Origin of the sequence: Methylobacterium phyllostachyos (assembly GCF_900103445.1) — a bacterium.
GTDB lineage: Bacteria > Pseudomonadota > Alphaproteobacteria > Rhizobiales > Beijerinckiaceae > Methylobacterium > Methylobacterium phyllostachyos.
This window is the reverse complement of record NZ_FNHS01000011.1, coordinates 41,737-64,703: the sequence shown is the minus strand read 5'-3', so window position 1 is coordinate 64,703 and position 22,967 is coordinate 41,737. Positions and strand designations below refer to the sequence as shown.

Annotated in this window: 23 protein-coding genes, 1 tRNA gene and 1 pseudogene; 13 read left to right on the top strand and 12 right to left on the bottom strand. The window is 70.3% G+C overall.

Annotated features, from left to right (window positions below; genetic code table 11):
- Nucleotides 1-91 precede the first annotated feature (91 nt).
- From tsaE to BLQ49_RS29775, 5 genes and pseudogenes are all read left to right on the top strand, one after another.
- Nucleotides 92-1,708, top strand: coding sequence for a tRNA (adenosine(37)-N6)-threonylcarbamoyltransferase complex ATPase subunit type 1 TsaE (tsaE, locus tag BLQ49_RS18210; protein ID WP_244507661.1), 1,617 nt, complete (start codon nucleotides 92-94; stop codon nucleotides 1,706-1,708).
- 19 nt (nucleotides 1,709-1,727) lie between these two features.
- Nucleotides 1,728-2,480: a nucleotidyltransferase family protein gene (locus BLQ49_RS18205; RefSeq protein WP_091718190.1), complete on the top strand. Its 753-nt coding sequence runs from the start codon at nucleotides 1,728-1,730 to the stop codon at nucleotides 2,478-2,480.
- A 113-nt stretch (nucleotides 2,481-2,593) separates the two neighbouring features.
- Nucleotides 2,594-2,670, top strand: a tRNA-Arg gene (locus BLQ49_RS18200).
- A 216-nt stretch (nucleotides 2,671-2,886) separates the two neighbouring features.
- A pseudogene (locus BLQ49_RS30390) lies at nucleotides 2,887-3,484 on the top strand (IS3 family transposase); the annotation flags it as partial.
- Nucleotides 3,485-3,980: 496 nt separating this feature from the next.
- Nucleotides 3,981-4,139, top strand: coding sequence for a hypothetical protein (locus tag BLQ49_RS29775; protein ID WP_167627733.1), 159 nt, complete (start codon nucleotides 3,981-3,983; stop codon nucleotides 4,137-4,139).
- 36 nt (nucleotides 4,140-4,175) lie between these two features.
- Here the strand turns inward: BLQ49_RS29775 and BLQ49_RS18190 are convergent, their stop codons facing one another.
- Both BLQ49_RS18190 and BLQ49_RS30385 read right to left on the bottom strand, forming a co-directional pair.
- The gene (locus tag BLQ49_RS18190; protein WP_244507660.1) at nucleotides 4,176-4,481 is read right to left on the bottom strand and encodes a hypothetical protein; all 306 of its coding nucleotides are present in this window, start codon (nucleotides 4,479-4,481) and stop codon (nucleotides 4,176-4,178) included.
- 158 nt (nucleotides 4,482-4,639) lie between these two features.
- Nucleotides 4,640-5,089, bottom strand: coding sequence for a hypothetical protein (locus tag BLQ49_RS30385; RefSeq protein WP_244507659.1), 450 nt, complete (start codon nucleotides 5,087-5,089; stop codon nucleotides 4,640-4,642).
- A gap of 316 nt (nucleotides 5,090-5,405) precedes the next feature.
- Between BLQ49_RS30385 and gpmI the strand changes: the two genes are divergently transcribed.
- From gpmI to BLQ49_RS18170, 3 genes are all read left to right on the top strand, one after another.
- Nucleotides 5,406-6,911: a 2,3-bisphosphoglycerate-independent phosphoglycerate mutase gene (gpmI, locus tag BLQ49_RS18180; RefSeq protein ID WP_091718469.1), complete on the top strand. Its 1,506-nt coding sequence runs from the start codon at nucleotides 5,406-5,408 to the stop codon at nucleotides 6,909-6,911.
- Nucleotides 6,912-7,341: 430 nt separating this feature from the next.
- Complete coding sequence (locus BLQ49_RS18175) at nucleotides 7,342-8,757, top strand: lipopolysaccharide biosynthesis protein (RefSeq protein ID WP_091718186.1); 1,416 nt, start codon at nucleotides 7,342-7,344, stop codon at nucleotides 8,755-8,757.
- An 8-nt stretch (nucleotides 8,758-8,765) separates the two neighbouring features.
- The gene (locus BLQ49_RS18170) at nucleotides 8,766-9,974 is read left to right on the top strand and encodes a GNAT family N-acetyltransferase (protein ID WP_091718184.1); all 1,209 of its coding nucleotides are present in this window, start codon (nucleotides 8,766-8,768) and stop codon (nucleotides 9,972-9,974) included.
- Here the strand turns inward: BLQ49_RS18170 and BLQ49_RS18165 are convergent.
- The 3 genes from BLQ49_RS18165 to BLQ49_RS18155 all read right to left on the bottom strand — a co-directional run bounded on the left by BLQ49_RS18165 (nucleotide 9,910) and on the right by BLQ49_RS18155 (nucleotide 12,288).
- Nucleotides 9,910-10,263: a hypothetical protein gene (locus tag BLQ49_RS18165; protein WP_091718182.1), complete on the bottom strand. Its 354-nt coding sequence runs from the start codon at nucleotides 10,261-10,263 to the stop codon at nucleotides 9,910-9,912. The two genes, BLQ49_RS18170 and BLQ49_RS18165, sit on opposite strands and share 65 nt — an antisense overlap.
- A 5-nt stretch (nucleotides 10,264-10,268) precedes the next feature.
- The gene (locus BLQ49_RS18160; RefSeq protein WP_091718180.1) at nucleotides 10,269-10,496 is read right to left on the bottom strand and encodes a hypothetical protein; all 228 of its coding nucleotides are present in this window, start codon (nucleotides 10,494-10,496) and stop codon (nucleotides 10,269-10,271) included.
- Nucleotides 10,497-10,860: 364 nt separating this feature from the next.
- Nucleotides 10,861-12,288, bottom strand: a complete 1,428-nt coding sequence (locus BLQ49_RS18155; protein ID WP_091718178.1) for a protein adenylyltransferase SelO — start codon at nucleotides 12,286-12,288, stop codon at nucleotides 10,861-10,863.
- Nucleotides 12,289-12,731: 443 nt separating this feature from the next.
- On the opposite strand from BLQ49_RS18155, the gene BLQ49_RS18150 reads away from it, so the two are divergent.
- Complete coding sequence (locus BLQ49_RS18150) at nucleotides 12,732-13,118, top strand: hypothetical protein (protein ID WP_091718176.1); 387 nt, start codon at nucleotides 12,732-12,734, stop codon at nucleotides 13,116-13,118.
- Between the two features lie 230 nt (nucleotides 13,119-13,348).
- Here the strand turns inward: BLQ49_RS18150 and BLQ49_RS18145 are convergent, their stop codons facing one another.
- Nucleotides 13,349-13,810: a tRNA (cytidine(34)-2'-O)-methyltransferase gene (locus tag BLQ49_RS18145; RefSeq protein ID WP_091718174.1), complete on the bottom strand. Its 462-nt coding sequence runs from the start codon at nucleotides 13,808-13,810 to the stop codon at nucleotides 13,349-13,351.
- A 175-nt stretch (nucleotides 13,811-13,985) separates the two neighbouring features.
- Here BLQ49_RS18145 and BLQ49_RS18140 point away from each other — a divergent pair, with 175 nt between their 5' ends.
- Complete coding sequence (locus tag BLQ49_RS18140; protein ID WP_091718172.1) at nucleotides 13,986-14,489, top strand: PRC-barrel domain-containing protein; 504 nt, start codon at nucleotides 13,986-13,988, stop codon at nucleotides 14,487-14,489.
- Nucleotides 14,490-14,610: 121 nt separating this feature from the next.
- Complete coding sequence (locus tag BLQ49_RS18135; protein ID WP_091718170.1) at nucleotides 14,611-15,192, top strand: SCO family protein; 582 nt, start codon at nucleotides 14,611-14,613, stop codon at nucleotides 15,190-15,192.
- Nucleotides 15,193-15,335: 143 nt separating this feature from the next.
- Here BLQ49_RS18135 and BLQ49_RS18130 read toward each other — a convergent pair whose 3' ends face one another.
- Nucleotides 15,336-15,974 carry a PilZ domain-containing protein gene (locus BLQ49_RS18130; protein ID WP_091718168.1) on the bottom strand — a complete coding sequence of 213 codons (639 nt, stop codon included), beginning with the start codon at nucleotides 15,972-15,974 and terminating at the stop codon, nucleotides 15,336-15,338.
- Nucleotides 15,975-16,100: 126 nt separating this feature from the next.
- Complete coding sequence (locus BLQ49_RS18125) at nucleotides 16,101-16,700, bottom strand: PAS domain-containing protein (RefSeq protein ID WP_091718165.1); 600 nt, start codon at nucleotides 16,698-16,700, stop codon at nucleotides 16,101-16,103.
- 346 nt (nucleotides 16,701-17,046) lie between these two features.
- Between BLQ49_RS18125 and BLQ49_RS18120 the strand changes: the two genes are divergently transcribed.
- Both BLQ49_RS18120 and BLQ49_RS18115 read left to right on the top strand, forming a co-directional pair.
- Entirely contained in the window at nucleotides 17,047-17,868 is an 822-nt protein-coding gene (locus BLQ49_RS18120; RefSeq protein WP_091718163.1) for a rhomboid family intramembrane serine protease, read from the top strand.
- 131 nt (nucleotides 17,869-17,999) lie between these two features.
- Nucleotides 18,000-18,431 carry a CBS domain-containing protein gene (locus tag BLQ49_RS18115; protein ID WP_091718161.1) on the top strand — a complete coding sequence of 144 codons (432 nt, stop codon included), beginning with the start codon at nucleotides 18,000-18,002 and terminating at the stop codon, nucleotides 18,429-18,431.
- 335 nt (nucleotides 18,432-18,766) lie between these two features.
- Here the strand turns inward: BLQ49_RS18115 and BLQ49_RS18110 are convergent, their stop codons facing one another.
- From BLQ49_RS18110 to folE, 4 genes are all read right to left on the bottom strand, one after another.
- Nucleotides 18,767-20,335 (bottom strand): alkaline phosphatase D family protein, encoded by a 1,569-nt coding sequence (locus BLQ49_RS18110; protein ID WP_091718159.1) that lies wholly within the window; start codon nucleotides 20,333-20,335, stop codon nucleotides 18,767-18,769.
- A 259-nt stretch (nucleotides 20,336-20,594) separates the two neighbouring features.
- Nucleotides 20,595-21,581 carry a patatin-like phospholipase family protein gene (locus tag BLQ49_RS18105; protein WP_091718157.1) on the bottom strand — a complete coding sequence of 329 codons (987 nt, stop codon included), beginning with the start codon at nucleotides 21,579-21,581 and terminating at the stop codon, nucleotides 20,595-20,597.
- Nucleotides 21,578-22,000, bottom strand: coding sequence for a phosphoribosyl-AMP cyclohydrolase (hisI, locus tag BLQ49_RS18100; RefSeq protein WP_091718155.1), 423 nt, complete (start codon nucleotides 21,998-22,000; stop codon nucleotides 21,578-21,580). Before hisI ends, BLQ49_RS18105 begins: the two co-directional genes overlap by 4 nt.
- A 40-nt stretch (nucleotides 22,001-22,040) precedes the next feature.
- Entirely contained in the window at nucleotides 22,041-22,712 is a 672-nt protein-coding gene (gene folE, locus BLQ49_RS18095; RefSeq protein WP_483127863.1) for a GTP cyclohydrolase I FolE, read from the bottom strand.
- Between the last annotated feature and the right edge of the window lie 255 nt (nucleotides 22,713-22,967).

Below are 22,967 nucleotides of genomic sequence, written 5' to 3'. Positions count from 1 at the left end.
AGCCCCGCGAGCGTGCTTTCGGTGCACCGGATGGGCGGGAAGCGCACAACCGCGGCCAGAAACCCTTGCATCCGGAGCGTGTTTTCGGACCATGCGTCTTCGGGTCTCGGAGGCGGCTTTGGACGGAGACGATCGGGACGGGCAAGGGACCGGCGGGCCGGCGGGCGCAGCTGCGCCGGCGGCGCCGTGGGAATTCCTGTTGCCGGAGGAGCCCGCCACCGAGGATCTCGGCCTGTTCCTGTCGGAGTTCCTGCTCCCGGGGGACGTCGTGGCGCTCTCCGGAGGCCTGGGCGGCGGCAAGACCACTTTGGCGCGGGCGATCATCCGGGAACTGGCCGGCGATCCACATCTGGAGGTGCCGAGCCCCACCTTCACGCTGATCCAGCCCTACACGGCCCGGGACGGCCGGCCGATCATCCACGCCGACCTGTATCGCCTGCGCGACGCCGACGAGTTGGTGGAACTCGGCTTCGACGAGATGGCCGAGGATGCCATCACCTTGGTCGAGTGGCCCGACCGGATGCCGCCCCGTGACGGCCCGGTGCTCACCATCGACCTGTCCCTGCGGGCGGAGTTCGGCCCCGGGGCGCGGCTCGCCCGGATCGACGGCTCCGGCGGCATGCGGGCCCGCATCGACCGGGCCCGGGCGGTGCGCCGCCTCCTCGACCGCAGCGGCTGGGACATCGCCGAGCGCGTGCTGATGCAGGGCGACGCCTCCTCCCGCGCCTACGAGCGCCTGACCAAGCCCGACGGGACCAGCGCCGTCCTGATGATCGCCCCGCCCCGGCCGGACGGGCCGCCGGTGCGCGACGGCAAGCCCTACAGCGCGATCGTGCATCTGGCCGAGAGCGTCCACGCCTTCGTGGCCCTCGACCGGGGCCTGCGGGCCTTGGGCTTCTCGGCGCCGAAGATCTACGGCGAGGACCTCGCCGAGGGGCTGCTGATCCTGGAGGATCTCGGCAGCGAGCCGGTGATCGAGGCCGGCGCCCCGCGGCCCGAGCGCTACGCCGAGGCGGTGCGGCTGCTCGCCAAGCTCCACGCCACGCCGCTGCCCGCGACCCTGCCGGTGGCGGAGGGGATCGACCACGTGCTGCCGCCCTACGACACGGAGGCGCTGCTGTTCGAGGCGGAACTGATGCCCGAGTGGTACGCCCCCGCGATCCGGGACGTCACCCTGTCGGCTGAGGCGCGGTCGGACTTCGTGGATCTGTGGCGGGACGCGCTCAAGGGCGCGATCCCCGACCGGCCGACCTGGACGCTGCGCGACTACCATTCCCCCAACCTGATCTGGCTGCCCGAGCGGGACGGGCTGGAGCGGGTTGGGGTGATCGACTTCCAGGACGCTGTCATGGGCCACCCAGCCTACGACGTCGCCTCGCTGCTGCAGGACGCCCGGGTCGATGCCAGCGCCGAGTTCGAGCTGCGGCTGCTGGGCCTCTACGCGCGGGAGCGGCGCGGCCGCGACCCCGCCTTCGATGTCGGTGCCTTCGCGACCGCCTACGCGTTGCTGGCCGCGCAGCGGGCCACGAAAATCCTCGGCATCTTCGCGCGCCTCGACCGGCGCGACGGCAAGCCCGGCTACCTCGCCCACCTCCCGCGGATCGAGGGCTACCTCGCGCGCAACCTCGCCCATCCGGCCCTGGCCGAGCTGAAGGCCTGGCACGCGGAGCATCTGCCTGGCCTGGCCGCCGCCATCTCCGAACCCTGACCATCGGATCCGTCACCGCATGAGCGACCCCGAGCCCGCCGTCAGCCGCGCCTTCGTCCTGGCCGCGGGTTTGGGCAAGCGCATGCGGCCGGTGACCGCGACCGTGCCGAAACCCCTGGTGGAGGTGGCCGGCAAGGCGCTCCTCGACCACGCCCTCGATCGGGTTGCCGAGGCGGGGATCGGTACGGCCGTGGTGAACGTCCACTATCTCGCCGACCTGATCGAGGGCCATCTCGCCCGGCGGGCCGAGGGCCCGAGCGAAGGCCCGTCCACGATCATATCCGACGAGCGTGCGGCGCTCCTGGAAACGGGCGGGGGCATCCGCAAGGCGCTGCCGCTCTTGGGGGATGCGCCCTTCGCGGTTCTGAACTCGGATTCGTTCTGGCTGGAGGGGCCGGCCTCCAACCTGCGCCGGCTGATCGAGACCTGGGACGCACAGCGCATGGACGTGCTGCTTCTGGTGGCCCCGACCACCACCAGCCTTGGCTACGAGGGCGCCGGCGACTTCGTGATGGACGCGGACGGGCGCCTGGAGCGCCGTGGCGAGCGCGCTGTCGCGCCCTTCATCTACGCAGGCGTGGCGATTCTCAGCCCAAGCCTGTTCGCCGACACGCCGGAGGGGGCCTTTTCGCTGAACCTCCTGTTCGACCGGGCGATCGCGGCGGGGCGGCTGTTCGGCATGCGCCTCGACGGCCAATGGCTGCATGTCGGCACGCCGGAGGCGATCCGGGCCGCGGAGGAGCGGGTGAAGGCGAGCGCCCGGGTTCTTTGAGGACCGAAGGACCGGTTGTCGCAAACTCGTTGTCCGGACCGTCTTGCCAAGCCCGATCGGAGCCTCTAGAAGCCCCCTCACACCGGCGGGACAAGACCCCGCTGCCGTGTCAGGCGCCCGTAGCTCAGCTGGATAGAGCACCAGACTACGAATCTGGGGGTCAGAGGTTCGAATCCTTTCGGGCGCGCCAATGCATTTCGTCGGAACGACGAGGCCCTTGCGCCTTGGATCTGGCGCCAGCCAAACTCACCAGCCTTAACTGGTCCTGAATCGCCACTAGCTGAACAGATCTCGTGGCCAACATCCGCGAGCGGAACAGTGAATGGCGGGCGCAGGCCCGTGACCTGAGCGGCCAGCTTTCGACTGGGCTGATTGGGCGGATCATCTTGGACCAGAGGAGTCGGGGATGATGCGGGGGCAGAAGACGAGCGCGAAGCGAAGTGCAGACGGCGCCCGGCAAGCGCATCGCCGCCGCGTGCGAGGAGACGGCTGTCTCCGAGCGTAGCCATCGCACTGGCAAGGCGTCCGGCGGTCTGAAGGTCGATCAGGCCAAGACGATGAAGGATCTGGAGCGCGAGAACGCGCGGCTTCGTCGTCCGGTGGCCGATCCGTCTCTGGTGAGCCAGGTGCTGGCGGACATCGCCTTGAAAAACGCGTAGTTCCCGAGCGTCGCAGGCCGCCGACTGGAGGGTGGGCCAGGATTGACTTCAGCGCATCCGGCGGTTCGCGGCTGAAGGTCCCCCGCCGACATCGACCGCCGAGCCGCCTATGGCTCAACGAAGGTTTGGGCAAACGGCTGCGTCCGCTTCACCGCAGCCACATCTGGATCTTCCACTTCGTGCAAGCGCAGACCCGCGGCCGGCGGAGCTTGCGCATCCCGGCGCTGCTCGACGCGCACAGCCGAGCTTGATTCTCTTGGAAGGTAGCTCGGCGTGATCGACGCCCCGGCCGATGTCAGCCCTGTACGGCCCCCAGAGGACATCCGTTGCGGCAACGGCCCTGAACCGATGGCAGTGGAAGACATCCACACCATCGGTCGCCTCGATGGACCCCGTCCTCGTGGCTGGCGATGTCATCAGCTTCGTCGCTGAAGATCTTGCCTACGCGGCCGATAGCCTCGACTCCGGCGGCTTCCCAGTTCGGCAGCTCAGAGCCGTGCATGTCCCGACTGTGCACGTCCCAGCTGCGCGTGCCGGCGTGAAGGCAGGCTGGCAATCACGAGCCGGACGTGGACGCCCTGCCTGTGGTTCGACCACGGCCGATCACGCGATCGCCTACAAGGGGGGACGAGCGGCACCCGCTGGGTCGGCTGCGACAGGCGCCGTGCAGACGGCTTTTCGTCTGATATGCCCGTCGCGCCCGGAGCCACAACGGGAGACATCCGGACCCGCCGCTGAGGGCGGGCAGCCGGTCAATGCGGGCAGGATTTTATTAATGCCTCCCCCCTATTGTCGGCTGCCTCGTGCAGGACGCGCCCGGGTCGGGTGCAGGGGCCCAGCCATGACCTGTCTCAGTGTGATCTGCCTGATCTCGGGGACTGTGCTGGCCGGGATGGCCCCGCAGCGCTCGGTTCAGCAAGCGACCCTCGAAGGCGCGGGCGGCGGCCTGATCGTCCTGGGCCTCGTAATCATCGGCGTAGGCCTGCCCCTGTTCCGATAGGCCGCCCACCGCAAAGACGACCCCACCCGGATCGGCTCAGAGGCCCCGCCGGTCCCCACGGGTGCGGATCGCCGCCACATCGGTTCCGACGGCGTCCAGCGCGCAGCGGACGCGCTCGAGAGCGGTGGACATCATCGCCACGTTGGGATTGACGACCCCCGATATCTCTTCGGGGCCGAAGCCATCCCGAAGGTAAGGCATCATCTTGACGTGGAGCGCCGCATACGCGCCAGGATTCGACAGCTCGTACACGACCGCAAGAGCGTGATAGGCTCGGGCCAGGATCTCAAGTGCGATCTCCGCACTGCATGCGACCCGCTCACAATCGTCGCTGCCCATCATCACGCATATAGTTTTATTGCTGTCGATTCGACGGGTAACACGCTCTGTTAAGACTGTCGATGTTTGGAGCGATTGCTATTCAGGCGCTTTAGTGCGGCGAATCGTTTAGCGCCGGATTATGGCTCGACTGCAACACTTGGTCGGTCCGGCCATCGGGACTAAGTAGCCATCTGCCCGCGCAGATGTCGGGAGGGCCGGATCATCGTCGCGATCCTGTTTTCCGCCTCGGTCAGGATGCTGTTCACAAGGTGAGTCGCCGCCTCGACGGTCCCAGCGTCGAGAGTTCCGCTCCGGCTCGTTTCCTCGTTGATTCGGAAATTGTCCGCGACGAAAGCGCGGATCTTGTGCTGAGCGTCATCGAACTCGCCCGGATGCGCGGTTTCATACAGAAGGGCCAGCGCCAGATAGGCGCGGCCGACCATATCAAGTGCCAGACCCACGCTCGCGTCGCGATTCACAATCTCGGTTGAGGGCACGGCGGGAGAATCCCTGTCGAACGCATCCACGAAAGCTAGCACGATCTTGCGGATTCGCCAATCGCTCAAGTTGTTCCCGGTACGGTTTTCTCGTAAGTCTTGGATGTCCCGGATCGGCCGGGATCCGGTCAAGTTATCCTCCCCGGAAAGTGCCGCGGATGCGGGGTAATCCGGGGGCCGGGGCCCGCTTCGCCGAAGCCGTTTGCGGGGAGGCTCCCAGCGGCGGGGCCGAGCCGGCGCGGTGTATCCTCGAGCCTGCGGAAATCCGAACGCTTTCGCGAAGCTGTGGCCGGATCCGCCCGCGCGCCTGTGGTCTCGCGCGGCCAAGCCGATTATCGACACGCACAATGTCCGATCGGCCCATGGGGCCAGCCGCGCGCCGAAAGCCCGGTAAAGCCAGAGTTCGAGGAGAGTTGTGACCGTGCCCGACAGCACCCCGCGCCCCGTGATGCTCGTGATCCTCGACGGTTGGGGCCTCCGGGATGACATTGCCGACAACGCCGTCCACCAGGCGCGGACGCCGGTCTTCGACGGGCTGATGCGGGAACGACCCCGGGCGCGGCTGCGGACCTTCGGCGCGGATGTCGGGCTCCCCGAGGGGCAGATGGGCAATTCCGAGGTCGGCCACCTGAATATCGGCGCGGGCCGTGTGGTCCTGCAGGACCTGCCGCGGATCGACACCGCCATCGCGGATGGTTCGCTGGCCGGCAATCCTGCGCTGACCCGGTTCATCGAGGCCCTGCGCGCCACGGGCGGCACCTGCCACCTGATGGGGCTCCTGTCCCCGGGTGGCGTCCACGCGCACCAGGACCACGCGGTGGCCCTGGCGCGGATCGTGGTCGCGGCGGGCGTGCCGGTCCGGCTCCACGGCTTCACGGATGGGCGCGACATGCCGCCCCGCTCGGCCGCTACCTGCATCGCCGCCGTCGAGGCCGCGCTGCCCCAGGGCGCGCGCATCGCCACCCTGTGCGGCCGCTATTTCGGGATGGACCGGGACCGGCGCTGGGAGCGGGTCACGATCGCTTACGACGCCCTGACCGAGGGGCGCGGGACCCGCTTCGCCCGGGCCGGGCAGGCGGTGGCGGCCGCCTACGCGCAAGACGTCTCGGACGAGTTCATGAAGCCCGCCATCATCGGCGACTATGCCGGCATGCGGGACGGCGACGGCCTGCTGAGCTTCAACTTCCGCGCCGACCGGACCCGGCAGATCCTCGACGCGCTCCTCGACCCGGACTTTTCCGGCTTTCCCCGGTCCCGGACGGTCCGCTTCGCCGCCGCCCTGGGCATCGTCCAGTACAGCGTCGAACTCGACGCCTTCGCCGACACCCTGTTCGGCGCCCTCGATCTGCCGAACGGGCTCGGCGAGACCGTGGCCCGGGCCGGACGCAGGCAGCTGCGCATGGCCGAGACCGAGAAGTACCCCCACGTCACCTACTTCATGAACGGCGGCCGGGAGGCGCCGTTCGAGGGCCAGGACGCGATCCTCGTGCCCTCGCCGAAAGTCGCGACCTACGATCTGCAGCCGGAGATGTCGGCCCCGGAACTCACCGACCGCGCCGTCGCGGCGATCGGCTCCGGGCGCTACGACTTGATCATCCTGAACTTCGCCAACCCCGACATGGTTGGCCATACCGGCAGCCTTGCGGCCGCCGTGAAGGCGGTGGAGACGGTCGATTCCTGCCTCGGCCGTGTCATCGAGGCGGTGACCGCGCAGGGTGGGGCGCTGCTGGTCACCGCCGACCACGGTAATTGCGAGACCATGCGCGACCCGGAGACCGGCGAGCCCCACACCGCCCACACGCTCAATCCGGTCCCGGTGGCGCTGGTCGGCGTCGATCGCGTGTCGCTGGCCGACGGCCGGCTCGCCGACGTGGCGCCGACGCTCCTCGACCTGATGGGCCTCGACCAGCCGGCCGAGATGACCGGCACATCCCTGATCCGCCGGGCGGGCTGATGGCGCGGCATGGCGGCTGCACCGGTCGGGCCGTCATGCATCAGGCTTCCGCCATACGTCCCGCCACGGGACCGGATCGTGCCAGAGCGGGGCGGGGGTGGGGCGTGCGTGTGCGGGATCCACATGCCCTGCTCGACGGCTCTGCCGACTACCGTTCTCCCACATCGTGTGCGGCGCCGCCGCGGCAGCATGAAGCGCTGGTCCCCTCTCCCGTGCGGGAGAGGGACAGGGTGAGGGATGAGAATTTTCAGGATCGGGCGTGCCAGGGCCGCGCCGACAGGGTGTGCCTCGCTCTGAGAGTTCTCGTCCCTCACCCCAACCCTCTCCCGCACGGGAGAGGGGGCAGGTCGCGCTCTGTCGCTCGCTTCGGGCAGAGATCCGGGGATCTGCTGGGCCGCCTGGGAGCGGCGGCCTCCTTTGGCCCCCGCTCATGATCGCCCGGCACAGCCTGATCTATGTCGGCTCGCGCGGCTTCGCCGCCGCCCTGAACATGGCCTCGGTGGCGGTATTCACCCGGCTGGCACCGGCGGCGAGCTACGGCACCTACCTGTACGTCCTGTCCTGGGCGCTGGTGCTCTACGGGGCGACCTGCCAGTGGCCGAAATTCGCGTTCTTCGCCCTCTACGACGAGGCCCGGGAGCCGGCTCAGGTCGGCACCGTAGTGCGCATCCTGGGCGGGACGCTGCTGCTCGCCGGGCTCGGCAGCGTGCTGGCGGCCGAACTCGGCCTGGTCCCGGGCCGGATGGCCGCCGCCATCCTGGCGCTCGCCTGCGGCACCACCCTGTTCGAGGGCGCGACCGAGATCGCCCGCACGCGCCTGCGGGTCGGGGCGGTGGCGGCCTCGGTGATGACCCGGGCGGTGCTGATCCTCGGCCTCGGCAGCCTCGCGCTGCACCTCTCGAGTGATCCGCTCGACCTCGCCTTCGCGGTGGCTACCGCCAACGCGGTGGCCTCGCTCCCGGCCGCCGCCACCATCGCGCCGATGATGCCCGGGCGCGGCAGCCGGGCCGAGGCCCTGCGCCTGTTCAAGTATGGCTGGCCGCTGGTGCTCTCCTTCGGCACCGCGGCGCTGGCCCAGAGCCTCGACCGGCTGATCATCGCGAAGACCGTGGGGCCGGCTGGCCTCGGCGCCTACGGGGCGCTGGCCGACTTCCTGCGGCAGAGCTTCATCGTGTTCGGTGAGGCGATTGCCCTGTCGCTGATCTCGCTTGCCAAGCGGGAGGCGCGCACCGGCGGCATGCTGGCGGCCGAAGGCGTGCTGAGCGACGCCGCCCGGGCCATGACGCTGATCGCGGCCTTCGGCGCCGTGTTCTTCCTCTGCTTTGACGACCTCGTGGTCACGGTGCTGCTTGGGCCCGACTACCGCGCCGAGGCGCGCCACCTCGCCCCCGTGCTGGTCCTGGCGAGCATCCTGATGATGTTCCGCGCCTATTATTTCGGACAGGTAATCTACTTCACCCGGACCAGTGGCCTGGAGGCCGCGGCGGCCTTCGCGACGCTCGCGACCGTGGCGGCGCTCTCGCTCCTGCTGATCCCGACCTTCGGCGCCCCCGGGGCGGCGCTCGCCTTTGCGGGCGGGCAGAGCGCCGCCTGCCTCGTGCTGGTGTTCGGCGCCCGGCGGGAGGGGACGACGATGCCCCTGCCGCTTGCCGACATGGCGGGTATCGCCGGGATCGCCGCCGCATGCGGCGCCGTGAATGCCGGAATCGGGCTGATGCCGGGGGGCTTCATGGTGCCGGGGCAGGTGCTGCGCATGATGCTGCTCGCCGCCGGGGCGGGGGCAGCAGCGTGGCGCTACGACGTCCTCGGCTTCGCCGGGGCGATCCGCCACCGGCTCGCGGCGTGACGGCCCCGATGCCGGACACCGCCACGCTCCCGCAGGGTCTCGTCGCGGCGGTCCGCCCCCTCGATCCAGGGGCACCCTGGATCCCGGCCTGGCGGGCGCTGGGTGCTGGGTCTGCTATCCGAAACCCGTTCTACGAGGCGGGCTATGCGCTCGCCGGCCGCGAAGCCTTCGGCGCCGGGGTGCGCCTGCTGATCGTGGCCGACCGTCCCCCCGACGCGCCCGGGGCGCGGTTTCACGCTGCCTGGCCGTTCCGGGTCTCGCGGCGGCGCTGGGGCCTGCCGCTGCCGGTGCTGATGGGCTGGACCCACGGCTACGGTCCCTTCGGCGCCCCGCTCCTCGACGGCGCCGACCCGGCGGGGGCGCTGGCGGCCCTCCTGGCATCCCCGCGGGCGCTGGGCCTGCCGTCGCGGCTCCTGCTGCCGAACGCCCCTGCGGACGGGCTCCTGCCGGATCTCCTGGTGGCGCAGCGAGCCACGCATGCCACCTACTGGCCGCACGCGCGCGGCCTGCTCGACCTGGGCGTCCACGCCCCGGAGGCGCGGGCGGGCTATCTCAGCCATCTCTCCGGCCAACGGCGGCGCAAGCTGCGCCGCGCCCAGGCGCGCCTGGAGGCTGAGGGCGCCGTGGCGTTCGAGATGCTCGACGCGCCGGCCGATCTCGACCGGGCGCTCACCGAGCACGTCGCCCTCGAAGCGGCCGGCTGGAAGGGCCGGGCCGGCACCAGCCTGGGCCAGCGGCCCGCGGAGGTCGCCTTCCTGCGCGCCGCCCTGGCCGACCTGGGGACGGAGGGCGGCGTGCGGATCGCACGCCTGCGCCGGGCGGACCGGACGCTCGCCTCCCTGATCCTGCCGGTCACCGGCTCCGAGGCCTGGGTGCTGAAGATCGCCCATGACGAGACGGAGCCGGAGGCTGCCCCCGGGATCCAGCTGGTCCATCGCCTGACCGAGGCGGTGGTGTCCGGAACCTGGGCGATCGACCGGATCGATTCCTGCGCACCGCCGGATTTCGCCCTCAGCTCTTTGTTCTGGACCGAGCGGCGAAGGATCGCCCACCTCCTCGTTGCGGCGGAGCGCGATCCCCTGTTCCCGCTCGCCTGCGCCCTGGAGTGCGCCCGGGAGCACGTCGCCCGAATGCGGCTCGTCGGTCGGCGCCTTACCAGCCGAAGCGCGCGATCTGCGCCAGCCGCGCCTGCGTCTGCGCCGGGTCGCGACCCATGACGGCAAGGCGGCCCGACAGATCGTAGCAGGTCGCACAGAAGGGGAATTGCGCCACGATAATCCCGTCGTCGCGGGCGCGGGCGACCGAGGCGATCAGGCAGGGCAGGACCGGGGCATCAACGGGGCCGCCGAGGCAATCGGCCCGGGGGCTGCCGAAGAGCGGGCGATTTGGCCAGGTCAGCAGCAGCGTGGTGCCGCCCCGCCGGTCGGGCGCCGGCGGCAGGGTGTAGCTGCGCAGGACCAGCGCGCAGGCCAGCAGCACCAGCCCCGGCAGGATCAGCACCCGCATCCGCCTCAATCCCCCTCGTCGAACCGGGTGCGATAGAAGACCTCGCGGCCGGCGCCGTCGATCACCCGGACGGCCTGGGCCGGCTCGCCCGACCGCTGAGGGACGCGGGCGCGGGCGAACAGGCGCAGCGCCCGCTCCTGCGCGGTCTCCAGGCTGCCGACGCGCACGGAAATCCGCGTCTGGATCTCGTCCGGTTCGGGGCCGAGGACTTCGATATGGAAGGTCTCGCGCAAGGTGTTCTGCCTGATCGAGGGTCTTCAGCCGCCGGATTCTGCGCTCCGGCCCGGGCGCCATAGCACGTTCCGGCGCGATGGCGGCCCAAGTCGCCGCGCTCCGACCGCCAGGATCTATGCCGCACGACACCGATCTTGGCGCCAAGTCCAATTGCCCCGCGGCGGGCCCCGGCTCTAAGAGGGCCACTCCACCCGAGGAGACACCGCCGGAGATCCCCGTGGACCCGCTCAAGGCCGCCGCCGCGACGCTGCTCTGCCTCGCCCTGTTCTGGCTGGCCTTCCGGCTGACCCGGCGGCTGGTCGATCTCGCCATCGCGGGGGGCTACGCCGAGGAGCGTCGGCGGCTCGCCGAGGAAGAGGCCGCTCAAGCCGAGGCCGGTGCCGTGCCGCAGGCCTCTGCCATCCGGGCGACCTCGGCGAGCTTGGCCTCAAACAGGGACCAATCGTCCGCAGCGGCGATCGGCGCCCACAGCCCCTCGACCTCGTCGATCAGCAGGGTGCAGGGCGCCGCCGCGAAATAGGGGTGGTCGAGCCGCGCGCCGGCCACGGGGGCGAGGGGCTCCAACGCGGCCCGCACCGGCGCGAAGGCTTCGCTCGTGTAATGGCCGGCTGACGGGCTGGCCTGCGCCCGCTCGGCGCTGGCCAGCCCGCCGTACCAGTCGAAAAAGAACCGCTCGAAGGGTGCCCGGGTCTCGCCCAGGAAGCGCCAGACGGCCGAAACCAAACGGTCGGTCTCGGGTCGTGGCGCCTCCGCGAGGCCGAGGCGACGGAACAGGGCCTGCGCGAAGGCCTCCTGCAGGGCCGGACCGAACCGTGAGAGCGCCGCTTCTAGGCGCGCCTGAGGCGCCAGCACCAGCAGGCAGTCGGCCAGCCGGCAGAGGTTCCAGAACAGGGCCTCCGGTTGGCGGCCGAAGCTGTAGAGCCCCGTCTCGTCGAAATAGGCGGCTGTAAAGTCCGGGTCGAAATACGGCAGGAAGCGCCAGGGTCCGTAATCGAAGCTCTCGCCGGTGACGTTGATGTTGTCGCTGTTGAGCACCCCGTGGACGAAGCCGGCGGCGGCCCATTGCGCCCCCATCCGGGCGACCCGCAACACGACGTCCTCCAGAAAGGCGACGCCCCGGTCCTCCAGCCCGTCGCGCCAGAGTTCGGGCCGATGGTTCTCGATCGTGTGGTCCAGGAGCCGAGCGATGTTGTCCGGCTCGCTCAAGGCCAGGAAGCGCTGGAAGCTGCCGATGCGGATATGCCCGTGGGACAGGCGCACCAGCACCGCGGAGCGGGCAGGCGACGGCTCGTCGCCGCGCACGAGATCCTCGCCGGTCTCGATCAGGCTGAAGCTCTTCGAAGTATAGACGCCCTGCGCCTCCAGCAGCGCGGTCGCCAGGACCTCACGCACGCCGCCCTTCAGGGTGAGCCGCCCGTCGGCGCCGCGGGAGTAGGGCGTCGTGCCGCTGCCCTTGGTGCCGAGATCGAGGAGGCGCCCGTCCATGCGGTCGTGGAGCTGCGCGAACAGGAAGCCGCGGCCATCGCCCAATTCCGGGTTGTAGGAGCGGAACTGGTGGCCGTGGTAGCGCAGGGCCATCGGGGTCTCGAAGCTGCCGGGCAGGGGCTCGAACCGGCCGAAATGGGCGATCCACGCCGCCTCCGAGAGGCCGCCCAGGCCGACACGCTCCGCCCACGGCTGGTTGCGGTAGCGCAGAAGCGTCTGCGGGAACCGCGCCGGCGCGACGGGATCGAAGAAGGCGGCTCCGAGATCGGCGTGGCGCCGGGAGGGCCTGTAGGCGGGGTCGTCCATGAGGCGTGTCCCTCGGGGCGGGGATCGAGCCCCGTCGTACCAAGCGGGCGGGACGGGATCCGTTGCTTCGGCCCAGCGCTTGCGCGCGGGAGGATGGAGCGGGGTGTTCGCAGGATATCCCTTGTCGCGCGCCGCTCGGATGTTCGCTCCTGTTCGCGGGACGGCCGTCGATCGAGGGGCCTCCCGTATCGGGTGAGGCGCGCGATCCGCTTGGCCGTGTTGGCGGCTGCTCGGGCTCGCGATTGGAATGGCCGGTTGGGACGGATCGGAACGATCGCGGGACCTGGAAGGCCGCCCGCCCCGTGCGGCGTCGGCAAGATTCCGGCGTGTGCCGCCCGTCACCGCATGTTCGAGAAGACAGTCTACGATCCTGCATGGTTCGACGGGCGGACATGATGTTCTGATCCGCGCAAGGTCAGCATACAGGAAGAAGGGGTGGTTCGATGAAGGCGTTGCTCGCAGCCGCCATGGTGTTCGGATCGACTGCCGGCGCGATGGCGGATGAGTCGTATGGAGACTATCGTGACTACTTCGATGCGAAGCCCGCGACGGTGGCAAGCGCGCCGCGCCGCGCGCCCAAGATGACGTACCCCATCGATATGCGCCGCCTCGGCCCCGCTGACCGCGTCGAGAGGTACGGCTACGAGAATGGCGGCACCGGGAGGACGGCTGACGTGAGGCCTCGCAGCTGGGACGGCGGGTACGTTCCCATGGATCCGCGGGCTGCGTCGCGGGACGGCTTCTGGAGCCCGCTCGTTCAGTCATCCGAGGGCCGTGAACCGAACCAGCATTCCTATGTGGATCGGGCAGGTCACCAGCGTTTCTGGTGAGGCTGCAGCCTTGTGGGCACGGGGGGAGCTGTCGGCCTCTCCTCTTCCGCGTGGCGGCGGGTCTCCTCTTGGGGCAGGGATTTTGGGCCCGCCCTCGGCCGCCGCGCGATCAGGGCATCGACGCTCCGGCAGGTTCTTGCGGCGCCAACTGGCTGCTGTGGAGTGCTGCCGGGATGACCGTGGGGCGTCGAAGCCGGCTGCTCGAACGTCCCGCGGATCGAACGCAACTCTTAATCACCCGGCCCCGCCCCCTGCCGCAGCGCCTCGCCGGCGATCATCGCGGCCGCCACCGCCACGTTGAGGGAGCGCAGGCCCGGCCGGATCGGCACCACCACCCGGGCATCGGCCGCCGCATGCACCGTCTCGGGCACACCCGCGGATTCGCGGCCCACCATCAGGCAATCGTCCGGGCGGAAGGCGAACGCCGTGTAGGGCAGGGCGCCCGCCGTGGTGGCGAGCACGAGCCGGATGCCGGCCTCGGCCCGCCACGCCGCGAAGGCCGCGAAGGAGCGGTGCCGGGTGATCGCCACGTGGTCGAGGTAGTCGAGGCCGGAGCGGCGCAGGTGCCGGTCCGAGACGTCGAAGCCCGCCGGCTCGATGATCTCCACCGCGAGCCCCAGGCAGGCGGCCATGCGCAGCATCGTGCCGGTGTTCTGGGGGATGTCGGGCTGGTAGAGGGCGAGGCGGAGCATGGTCTGCGCCTTGTGAGGGCCGGGCGCCGCGCCGTCAAAGGGCCGCCGGGGGTGTGCTCAGCCGGCAAACCGTCACGCCGCCGCCTGCGCCGGGGCGATTGGCGCGGAACTTAAGCTCCGCCAAAGCCTTAAGGCGGCGCACCCTGTTCGCGGCCATCTCGAAAGACCTGACCCGATGCGCACACCACTTCTCGCCTCGGCCCTCCTGTTGGCCGGCCTCGCCACCGCCTCAGCCCAGACTGCCAGCCCGAACGCGGGTGGCGCCAGCCCCGCGGCCCCGGTCCCGGGGCAGCCCGCGACCATGGCCGACAATCTGCGACCGACTTTCGTGGCCCAGACCCCCAACGACAGGGTCGCCAGCAAGCTCATCGGCACGAGCGTGGTGAACGGTGCCAACGAGACGATCGGGCAGATCGCCGACATCGTCCTCGACGAGAACAACGCCGTGAAGTCCTGGGTGATCGGGGTCGGCGGCTTCCTGGGGCTCGGCTCGAAATACGTCGCGGTCGATCCCTCCGTGCTGAAGATCGACCGGACCGACGACAAGACCCTCCAGGCCCGGATCGACACCACCAAGGATCAGCTCCGCGCGGCGCCGGAATACATCTACCTCGGCAAGGAGCCGCCGAAGGGGGCTGCGCCCGCCAGCCCCGCGGGGGACCCGGCCAAGAAACCCTGAGGGCAGTCCTGAGGGAAGCCCCGACGGAGGCGGCGGGCGGGCCGGCGACACCCGGTCCGCTTGCCTCTGCGCGCCGTTCCGTGCTGTGCCAACCTCCGTCCCGAGGTCGGAGTCCGACACGATGCGCCGCGCCCTCATCCCGCTCCTCGCCTTCTGCCTCGGCCTCGTCGGCATCACCGGGGCGGCGGTGTTCGCCGTCATGCCCGATAAGGCGCCGGTGGGCGTGCCCGGGGTCGGCGGCCCGTTCACGCTGGTCGATCAGGACGGCCGCACCGTCACCGAGCGCGATTTCGCGGGGGCGCCGCACCTCGTGTTCTTCGGCTTCACCCATTGCCCGGATGTCTGCCCCACGACCCTGCAGCAGGTCTCGGACGTGCTGGCCGCCCTCGGGCCCAAGGCCGCGCACATGCGGGTGGCCTTCGTCACGGTCGACCCCGAGCGCGACGACCCAGCGAGCCTGAAGGCCTATCTGTCGAGCTTCGACCCGCGGATCACCGGGCTGACCGGCAGCCCCGAGCAGGTCGCCGCCGCCGAGAAGGCGTATCGCGCCTATGCCCGCAAGGTCCCAGCCAAGGACGGCGACTACACGATGGAGCACACCGCCATCGTGTACGTGATGGACGCGCAGAATCGGTTCCTCGGCGCCCTGGACCTCTCCCGGCCAGCTGCCGACACCGCGGCCCAACTCGCCAAGAAGATCTGACATCGGGGATATCCGAAGGGATCATCCCTCTGGCGGTGTTGCGGGTCAGAACTCCGAGGATCTCGATCCCGAGGCGTCGGTCTTTGGCCGACTCCGGGCTTTGCCCGACAGCGGGGCGCTGACCTGCACCGGCGCCGGTCCGCCTACAGCGTCATCCCGGCGTGGAAGCGGTCCGCGGAGAGCGGCAGCAGGAACTGCACGCCGAACCCACCCTCGAAGTAGCGCACCAGCCGCCCCGGGGTGCTGCCCACGGTCACGGCGGTCCCGAGCGGCAGCGTCATCGGACAGGCGATCGCGGCGCCCGACATCGAGATGTCGATGAGCCGGGCCTTGATTTCCTGATGGCCGTCGATGCGCAGGGTCACCCCCGGTTGCGTCGGCACGAGACGCTCGTGGGACCGGCCCTCTGGCAGACCCAGCATCTCCCGGTTGGCAAGCCAGGTCAGCTGGGAGGCGAGCTTGTCGCGCTTGCGTGGGGTGGCGTTGAGCTGGACCGCGAATCCGTCGGCGCAGTGGCGGGCGATCAGGCCCTCGATCCGGCCGATATGCTCCAGGTAGAGCACCACCCGCTCGCCGATTTCGCCCCTCACCGCGCAGCTCAGGCGCACGCCGCCCGGTGACATGTCCACGGTCTGGCAGGGATATTCGCGCCGGTCCGCCAGCATGTAGCGACCGAGAACCGCGACCCGCACGCGCTGGTGGCGGCGCTCGTCCGTGGCGCCCCGCGCCGGAGGAGACACCCCGTGCAGTTCCAGTCCGGCGGTAACGTCGACCGCGATCATCCCAGGATTGATCCTTCAGCGCGATCCGCACGAGCCAGACTAGACCGGGACTGTTACGAAACCGTTTTTTCTACTCAGCGCTGTATCTACCTCGCGTCAATTCCCGTGAGACGATAGGGGTCGCCGTCAGCCCCGGCCCCCGGCATGGACGAGGAGGTGTCCGCGGCGGACCGGCCCCGGATAATTGGCGCTCGAGCGGACGGAGGGCCGCGGCGGGGGCATGGGTTCGGGCCGGCGGCTCGGCAGGATGCGCAGGGAGGTGGTCTCCGCCTCCACGAGCGGGCGCAGGCCGATCCAGGGAGGCGTGCCGTCGAGGCTCAGAGCGCCGAGCGCCCGGACCTGGGTGCGGCCCCGGTGGCGGAGGGGCAGCAGCAGCAGTTCGAGGTCTGCGGTCTCGCCGGCCGCGTTGGTGCCGCGCAGGCCTGCCACGACGCCGAGCGTATCGCTGGCTACGATCTCGACGATCCGCCAGGGATCCGTCACCTGTGCACCCCACAGCTGCGCGAAGGATTGCCCCTTCAACTCCCGGCCGTGGAGGGCGCAGACCCGTGTCCCCGCGAGCCGGATGGTGGCCGAGCACGCGGCCATGTCGAGTTCCAGGATCAGGCTGTCGGCCAGGAGGTGCCGGATCTCGCCCGGCTCGATCTCGCCCCGTTCCGGCGCGGCGCGCTCGCCGCGCAGGCGCTCCCAGTAGGCGTGGAGCATGCGACTGGTGGGATGCTTCATCGGTGTCCCGACTCTAAACGCCTGTGGTTCATCCCTGGATCGTTCTGGCACATCCGTGAGGCTGTAGCCGGCCGGTCCGGGCATTTCAGGGATCCGGGCGCACGCCCTGTGCCGGCGCGGTGCCCGGCGGTACCGCTTCGGCGCCGGCGAGACAATCGCGAGATGGTTCCGGTTGCGGGGCGGATCGGGCGTTCCCAGGCCGGTGGCGGACCCTGGCGACCCGGCCTTCGCATGTTTCGATTAGTCATCGCGCCAGATCATTGGCCGACGAGCAGTATGGCTTCTGTTGGATTCAATACGTCGCCGGGGCTTGCCCACCCGCCCCGAGCCCCGACATGGTGCCGCGATGGATGCCTCCCCCGAATTCCCGCGGCAGAGCCGCGTGCCCGTGTTCAACCTGCCGGGGGTGGTCACGCTCTCGATCGGGCTGCTGCTGGCGATCCAGGCGGTGCGCGAGTTCCTGTTGCCGGACACCTGGGACATCAGCCTCGTTCTCGATCTGGCGCTGGTTCCAGCCCGCTGGACCCTCTGGTTCGATCCCGGCCAGGCCACCGAGGTGATCCGCGCGGCCGGTGATTCGGGTGATCCTAGCCTGCAGGCGGCGCGTGAGGCCTTCGCCCGCTATATCGCGGGCGAGCACGCGCTCCAGCCCTGGACGCTCGCCACCTACGCGCTGCTCCACGGCTCGTGGATGCACGTGATCTTCAACAGCGTGTGGCTCGCCGCCTTCGGTTCGCCGGTCGCCCGTCGCTGTGGTCCCTGGCGCTATGGCGTGCTCGCGCTCGCCGGCACCGTCGCGGGCGGCCTGCTGCACGTGCTGGTCGATCCCCTGAGCGCCGGGCCGCTCGTCGGCGCCTCGGCGGGGATCTCGGCCCTGATGGCGGCGGCGGCCCGGTTCGTGTTCCAGCCGCCGGTCTCCGGCTATGGCGGCCCGCCCTGGCAGTTGCCGCCGCACCGGCCGGTCGAGACCATTCCCGAACTCCTGCGTAACCGGACCGCGGTCTCCTTCCTGGCGATCTGGCTGGTCACCAACCTGCTGTTCGGCCTGATCAGCATGCCGCTGGTGGGCGAGAGTGCCGCCATCGCCTGGGATGCGCATCTCGGCGGGTTCATCGTGGGCTTCCTGCTGTTCCCGTTCCTCGACCCGCGGGAGACGGTGAAGGCCTGACCACCTTGCCAACGGGGCGAAACGGCCACACACTCGCCGCATTGTGAACGAGCTGGGGTCAACCCGGCCGACTGCGTAATCCAGGCGCCGCGGGCTGGCGGTGCAACGGACGCGTCACAAGGGAGAGAGCCATGACCGTCGCACGCATCCTCGCCGAGAAGGGGAGCTCCGTCGTCACCGTGAGCCCCGACAAGACCCTCGAGGAGGTCATCCAGATCCTCGCCGACCGGCGCATCGGCGCCCTGGTGGTCGCCCATGACGACGGGTCGGTGGCCGGCATCATCTCCGAGCGGGACATCATGCGGGCGCTGGCGGGGCACGGGGGCTCGGCCTTCGACGCACCGGTCTCCGCGCACATGACCGCGGATGTCACCACCTGTGGGCGGAGCGCGACGATCGAGGAGGTCATGGCGCTGATGACCGACGGCCGCTTCCGCCACGTGCCGGTCTGCGAGGATGGGCGCCTGATCGGGCTGGTCTCGATCGGCGACGTGGTGGCGCGCAAGATCGCCACCGTGGAGGCCGAGCATCAGGCGCTGCGGGATTACATCACGATGGCGTAGGAGGGCCGACTCTTCCTCCCCCGCAGAGGCTACGAAGTTCGCAGATCCGGGTCGGACACCGAGGCCCGCGGCAGAGCGCGACGCGCCCCCTCTCCCGGGCGGGAGAGGGTTGGGGTGAGGGACCAGAACGCTCAGGATACAGCGCATCCCTGAAGCGCCGACAGGTCGCGCCTTCTCCGGACAGTTCTCATCCCTCACCCTGTCCCGCTCCCGCATGGGAGAGGGGACCCGCGGTCTGTTCTACCGCCGCAGCGCCATACCCGATGCGTGAATCCGCAGGCCCGCAAAGGGGAAGGGGAATGCGCTGCTGACGTAGTCCCAAAAAAAGCGCCCGCTCACGCCTTCACGGGGTCGAGCGTGACGTGCCACAGATCCGTATCGGCCGCGTCCTTGAGCGTCACCGTCATCTGCTCGGTCCGGCCATCGACCGCCACATGGCCGAAGAACTGGTAGCCGGCGGCCGGTGACAGGTTCACCTGCCCCTTCTCGGGCGCCTTCACGAAGCGCAGCTGCGGCCCAAAGGTGTTGTCCAGCGCGTTCGGGCCGAAGGTGCCCGCGTGCAGCGGCCCGGAGACGAACTCCCAGAACGGCTCGAAATCCTGAAACTGCGCCTTGTTGGGATCGTAGTAATGCGCGGCCGTGTAGTGAACGTCGGCCGTGAACCACACCGTGTTGCGGATGCCCGCGTTCTTGATGAAGCGCAGCAGGTCGGCGATCTCCAACTCACGCCCCAGCGCCGGCCCGTCGCCCTGCGCCACCGCCTCCGAGCCGAAGTTTTTATCGACGTCGTACGTCACCACGAGGCCGAGCGGCATGTCGGCGGCGATCACCTTCCAGGTGGCGCGGGAGTCGAGCAGCGCCCGCTTCAGCCACGCGATCTGCTGCGGGCCGAGGAAGTAGGCATCCGGCCCGTAGGCCGTCTGCGTGTTCGCGCCGTTCGGCCCCCGGTAGGAGCGCATGTCGAGCATGAACACGTCGACCATCGGGCCGTAGCCGATCTTGCGGTAGACCCGGCCGGGCTCGGACGGCTCGAAGCGCATCGGCATGTATTCGTGGAACGCGCGGGCCGCGCGGAGTTGCAGGGCCAGCACGTTCGGGTCGGCGTATTTCTTCTTCAGGTGCTCGGCCCGGGTCAGCGGCTCGCCCGGCCACCAGTTGTTGGTGACCTCGTGGTCGTCCCACTGCGCCAGGATCGGCACGGCGGCGTTCATCGCCAGCACGTTCCGGTCGGTGAGGTTGTACTTGTGGCGGCCGCGGAATTCTTCGAGGGTTTCGGCGGGCTTGGAGACCGCCTCGGTCACGCGGTTGCGCCAGAGGCTGCCATCGGGGAGCTTCACCTCGGCCTGGATCGGCCCGTCGGCGTAGATCGTGTCGCCGGAATGGATGAAGAAGTCCGGCCGGTTCTTCAGGATGGCGGAATAGATCGTCATGCCGCCGCGGGCCTCGTCGATGCCCCAGCCCTGGCCGGCCGTGTCGCCTGACCAGCAGAACGAGACCGAGCGCCGATCCGCCGGCGCGGTGCTGAACCGCCCGACCTGGGCCGGCCCGACGATGGTCGGCGCGGCGATGTCCTGGAGGCGGACGCGATAAAAGACGTCCTGGCCCGCCGGCAGGCCGGTCAGCGCCACCTTCACGGTGCCGTCGGTCTCCGGGAGCGCGTCGACGAAGACGCCGTGGATGTTGGAAAAGCTCTCGGTGGTCGCCCACTCGATGATCGCCCGGGCCGGCCGGTCGGAGCGTGCCCAGACCACCGCCGAGTCGGTGCCGACATCGCCCGATTGCAGGCCGTGGGTCAGGAGCGGGCGGTCGGCGGCGCGGCTGAGGCTGGGACGGGCGAGGCCGGAGGCCAGCCCGACGAGGCCGGCGCCTCCGGACAGCAGGATCTGACGGCGACTCGCGGACATTGGAACCCCTCCAAATGGTGGAGCGCCCATCGCAGGCCGGCGCGACAGGGGGATGACGGGTGCAGGGGGCAAGCAGGGGCGGGAGCCTCTTCAAGTCTTCCAACCCATCTCCCGCATCCTGAGGTGCCGGAGCGCAGCGGAGGCCTCGAAGGAGCTCTCCAGCCAGCCGCACGGTTCCTGGAGCCCTCCTTCGAGGCCCGCTCGCGCGGGCACCTCAGGATGAGGCGGATGCGCGGGATTGACCCGGCCCCATACGTTTTCAGGCCCGCGCCTCAGCCCCCGCTACCACAGCCCGGATCCGCGGCAGCGCCGCCCGCGCGGCCCGATACCCGAGGGCGATCCCCTCATCGGCCCGGTGGAAATCGAACAGTCCGAACTTCGCCACGTCCGGCCCGATCGCCACGTCCGGCGGGTCGCGCTCCAATCGGGAGCGGGAGATCCGGTCCTGGGTGATGTTGAATGCGTCGAGCACCACCCGGGCGAGGCCCGGCACGGGGATCTCGGGCTCCGGGCGCGGAAAACCCCGCAGGCGGTCGCGCAGCGCGCTCAGGAAGCCGCGGCGGGGGACGTAGGCCGGCACCTCGCGCACCACCGGGCCGCCGGTATCACCGTTGAGGTTCACGCAGATCACGAGGTCGGCCCCCAGCGCCCGGGCCAAAGCCACCGGCACCGGGTTGACCAGCGTGCCATCCATCAGCACCCGGCCCTCATGGGTCACCGGCGGGAACAGGCCGGGGATCGCGTAGGAGGCGCGCACCGCGTCCACCGCCGGCCCCTCGGTCAGGCAGACCTCCTGGCCGGTGCCGTACTCGGTGGCGACGCAGCCGAACCGGATCGGCAGGCGCTCGATCCGGCGCTCGCCCAGATCGGCGTGGAGCCGCTGGCGCAGGCGGTTGCCGGCGATCAGGCTGGAACCCGGCAGCCGCGGATCGATCAGCCCCACCACCCGGCGCCGGGTCAGGGCCCGCGCGAAGGCTTCCAGCCGGTCGAGCCGCCCGGCCGCGTAGCAGGCGCCGACGACAGCCCCGATCGAGCAGCCCGCGACCACGGTGGGGTGGATGCCGGCCTCCTCCAGGGCGCGCAGCACGCCAATATGGGCCCAGCCCCGGGCCGAGCCGCCGCCGAGCGCCAGCCCGATCCGCGGCCCCGCCTTCGGCAGCGGCCGGATCGGCTCGACGGCGCCGGGCAGGAGATACGAGACGGCGGGACACTCTTGCCACCCGGTCGCGGCAAGGGTCGCGCTCATATCCCGGCAAATTCCAGGGCGGCGCGGCCGTCCGGTTGCCGGACGACGGCACGGTAGAAGCAATCCCGCCGGCCGGTGTGACAGCAGCCGCCATCGCCGCCGACCTCCACGCGGATCAGCAGGGCGTCTTGGTCGCAATCGACCCGCATCTCGACGAGGCGCTGGATCTGCCCGCTCGTGGCGCCCTTGTGCCAGAGCTCGCCCCGCGAGCGCGACCAGTACCACGCCTCCCCGGTCTCGAGGGTGCGCGCCAGCGATTCGGCGTTCATGTGGGCGAGCATCAGCACCCGGCCGTCCCGGGCATCGACCGCGATGCAGGTGATCAGCCCGTCCCGATCGAAGCGGGGCGTGAAGGCTTGGCCCTCCTCGACCGCGGCGCGGGGGCCGGGGGGATCGAAGGCGATGTTGCGCGCGGTCATGGCGTGATGAAGCGGTCCCTGACTCGGCGCGAGCTATAGGCTACTTGGCGCCGCCGCGCACCAGGGTCAGGAAGCGGACCTGCTCGTTGGCGTTGTCCTTGAACACGCCGCGGAACTGGCTGGTGATGGTCGAGACCCCGGCCTTCTGGACGCCGCGCATCGCCATGCAGAGGTGCTCGGCCTCCACCATCACGGCGACGCCGCGGGGCTTGAGGATGCTCTCGATCACGTCGGCGATCTGGGCCGTCATGGTCTCCTGCGTCTGCAGGCGGCGGGCGAAGGTGTCGACCACCCGGGCGAGCTTCGACAGGCCGACCACGCCCCGGGTCGGGTAATAGGCGATGTGAGCCAGCCCCATGAACGGCACCATGTGGTGCTCGCAATGGGAGTGGAACGGGATGTCGCGCACCAGCACGATATCCGAGTAGCCCTCGACCTCCTCGAACACCCGCTCCAGCAGCTTCTCGGCATCGACGCCGTAGCCGCCGAACAGCTGCTCGTAGGCCTTGGTCACCCGGGCGGGGGTATCCAGCAGGCCCTCGCGGGTCGGGTCGTCGCCGGCCCAGCGCAGCAGGGTGCGCACGGCGGCCTCGGCCTCGGCGCGGCTCGGGCGGCCGGTCTCGATTCCGTCAGGGACGCGGGTGGCGGAGGCCGGCTCCGGGGCGACCTCGACGGGACGCGCCTCATCCACCGGCCGATTGTCATTGCGCATGCCGTCTAGACCTTGCCCGTCGATCCCGTTCGGGGGAAAACCCTGGCCGCTGCTCGGATACGACAGGGACTTGAGCGCGGCATCCATGGCATCTCCGGCCCGTGCGATCCGGGACTTCATCGGGGTGCTGTCGGGCTTGGCGTACATCGTCGGTATCGCGTCGGGCGTGTGAGGGAAGATCCCGGGCCTGAAAAGGTTTCAAGCCGGCGCCCCGGTCTGGCCAGAGCCATGGTACCACCTTGGCCGTGGGCGCGA

What these genes read in the sequence shown, in the direction of transcription:
- tsaE (WP_244507661.1), top strand. Translation starts at nt 92, where the DNA reads ATGCGTCTTCGGGTCTCGGAGGCGGCTTTGGACGGAGACGATCGGGAC.
- BLQ49_RS18165 (WP_091718182.1), bottom strand. Translation starts at nt 10,263, where the DNA reads ATGCGGGTGCTGATCCTGCCGGGGCTGGTGCTGCTGGCCTGCGCGCTG.
- BLQ49_RS18190 (WP_244507660.1), bottom strand. Translation starts at nt 4,481, where the DNA reads ATGATGGGCAGCGACGATTGTGAGCGGGTCGCATGCAGTGCGGAGATC.
- BLQ49_RS29775 (WP_167627733.1), top strand. Translation starts at nt 3,981, where the DNA reads ATGACCTGTCTCAGTGTGATCTGCCTGATCTCGGGGACTGTGCTGGCC.
- BLQ49_RS18175 (WP_091718186.1), top strand. Translation starts at nt 7,342, where the DNA reads ATGATCGCCCGGCACAGCCTGATCTATGTCGGCTCGCGCGGCTTCGCC.
- BLQ49_RS18170 (WP_091718184.1), top strand. Translation starts at nt 8,766, where the DNA reads ATGCCGGACACCGCCACGCTCCCGCAGGGTCTCGTCGCGGCGGTCCGC.
- gpmI (WP_091718469.1), top strand. Translation starts at nt 5,406, where the DNA reads ATGCTCGTGATCCTCGACGGTTGGGGCCTCCGGGATGACATTGCCGAC.
- BLQ49_RS18140 (WP_091718172.1), top strand. Translation starts at nt 13,986, where the DNA reads ATGCGCACACCACTTCTCGCCTCGGCCCTCCTGTTGGCCGGCCTCGCC.
- BLQ49_RS18155 (WP_091718178.1), bottom strand. Translation starts at nt 12,288, where the DNA reads ATGGACGACCCCGCCTACAGGCCCTCCCGGCGCCACGCCGATCTCGGA.
- folE (WP_483127863.1), bottom strand. Translation starts at nt 22,712, where the DNA reads ATGCGCAATGACAATCGGCCGGTGGATGAGGCGCGTCCCGTCGAGGTC.
- BLQ49_RS18145 (WP_091718174.1), bottom strand. Translation starts at nt 13,810, where the DNA reads ATGCTCCGCCTCGCCCTCTACCAGCCCGACATCCCCCAGAACACCGGC.
- BLQ49_RS18135 (WP_091718170.1), top strand. Translation starts at nt 14,611, where the DNA reads ATGCGCCGCGCCCTCATCCCGCTCCTCGCCTTCTGCCTCGGCCTCGTC.
- BLQ49_RS18130 (WP_091718168.1), bottom strand. Translation starts at nt 15,974, where the DNA reads ATGATCGCGGTCGACGTTACCGCCGGACTGGAACTGCACGGGGTGTCT.
- BLQ49_RS18110 (WP_091718159.1), bottom strand. Translation starts at nt 20,335, where the DNA reads ATGTCCGCGAGTCGCCGTCAGATCCTGCTGTCCGGAGGCGCCGGCCTC.
- hisI (WP_091718155.1), bottom strand. Translation starts at nt 22,000, where the DNA reads ATGACCGCGCGCAACATCGCCTTCGATCCCCCCGGCCCCCGCGCCGCG.
- BLQ49_RS18125 (WP_091718165.1), bottom strand. Translation starts at nt 16,700, where the DNA reads ATGAAGCATCCCACCAGTCGCATGCTCCACGCCTACTGGGAGCGCCTG.
- BLQ49_RS18105 (WP_091718157.1), bottom strand. Translation starts at nt 21,581, where the DNA reads ATGAGCGCGACCCTTGCCGCGACCGGGTGGCAAGAGTGTCCCGCCGTC.
- BLQ49_RS18205 (WP_091718190.1), top strand. Translation starts at nt 1,728, where the DNA reads ATGAGCGACCCCGAGCCCGCCGTCAGCCGCGCCTTCGTCCTGGCCGCG.
- BLQ49_RS18150 (WP_091718176.1), top strand. Translation starts at nt 12,732, where the DNA reads ATGAAGGCGTTGCTCGCAGCCGCCATGGTGTTCGGATCGACTGCCGGC.
- BLQ49_RS18115 (WP_091718161.1), top strand. Translation starts at nt 18,000, where the DNA reads ATGACCGTCGCACGCATCCTCGCCGAGAAGGGGAGCTCCGTCGTCACC.
- BLQ49_RS18120 (WP_091718163.1), top strand. Translation starts at nt 17,047, where the DNA reads ATGGATGCCTCCCCCGAATTCCCGCGGCAGAGCCGCGTGCCCGTGTTC.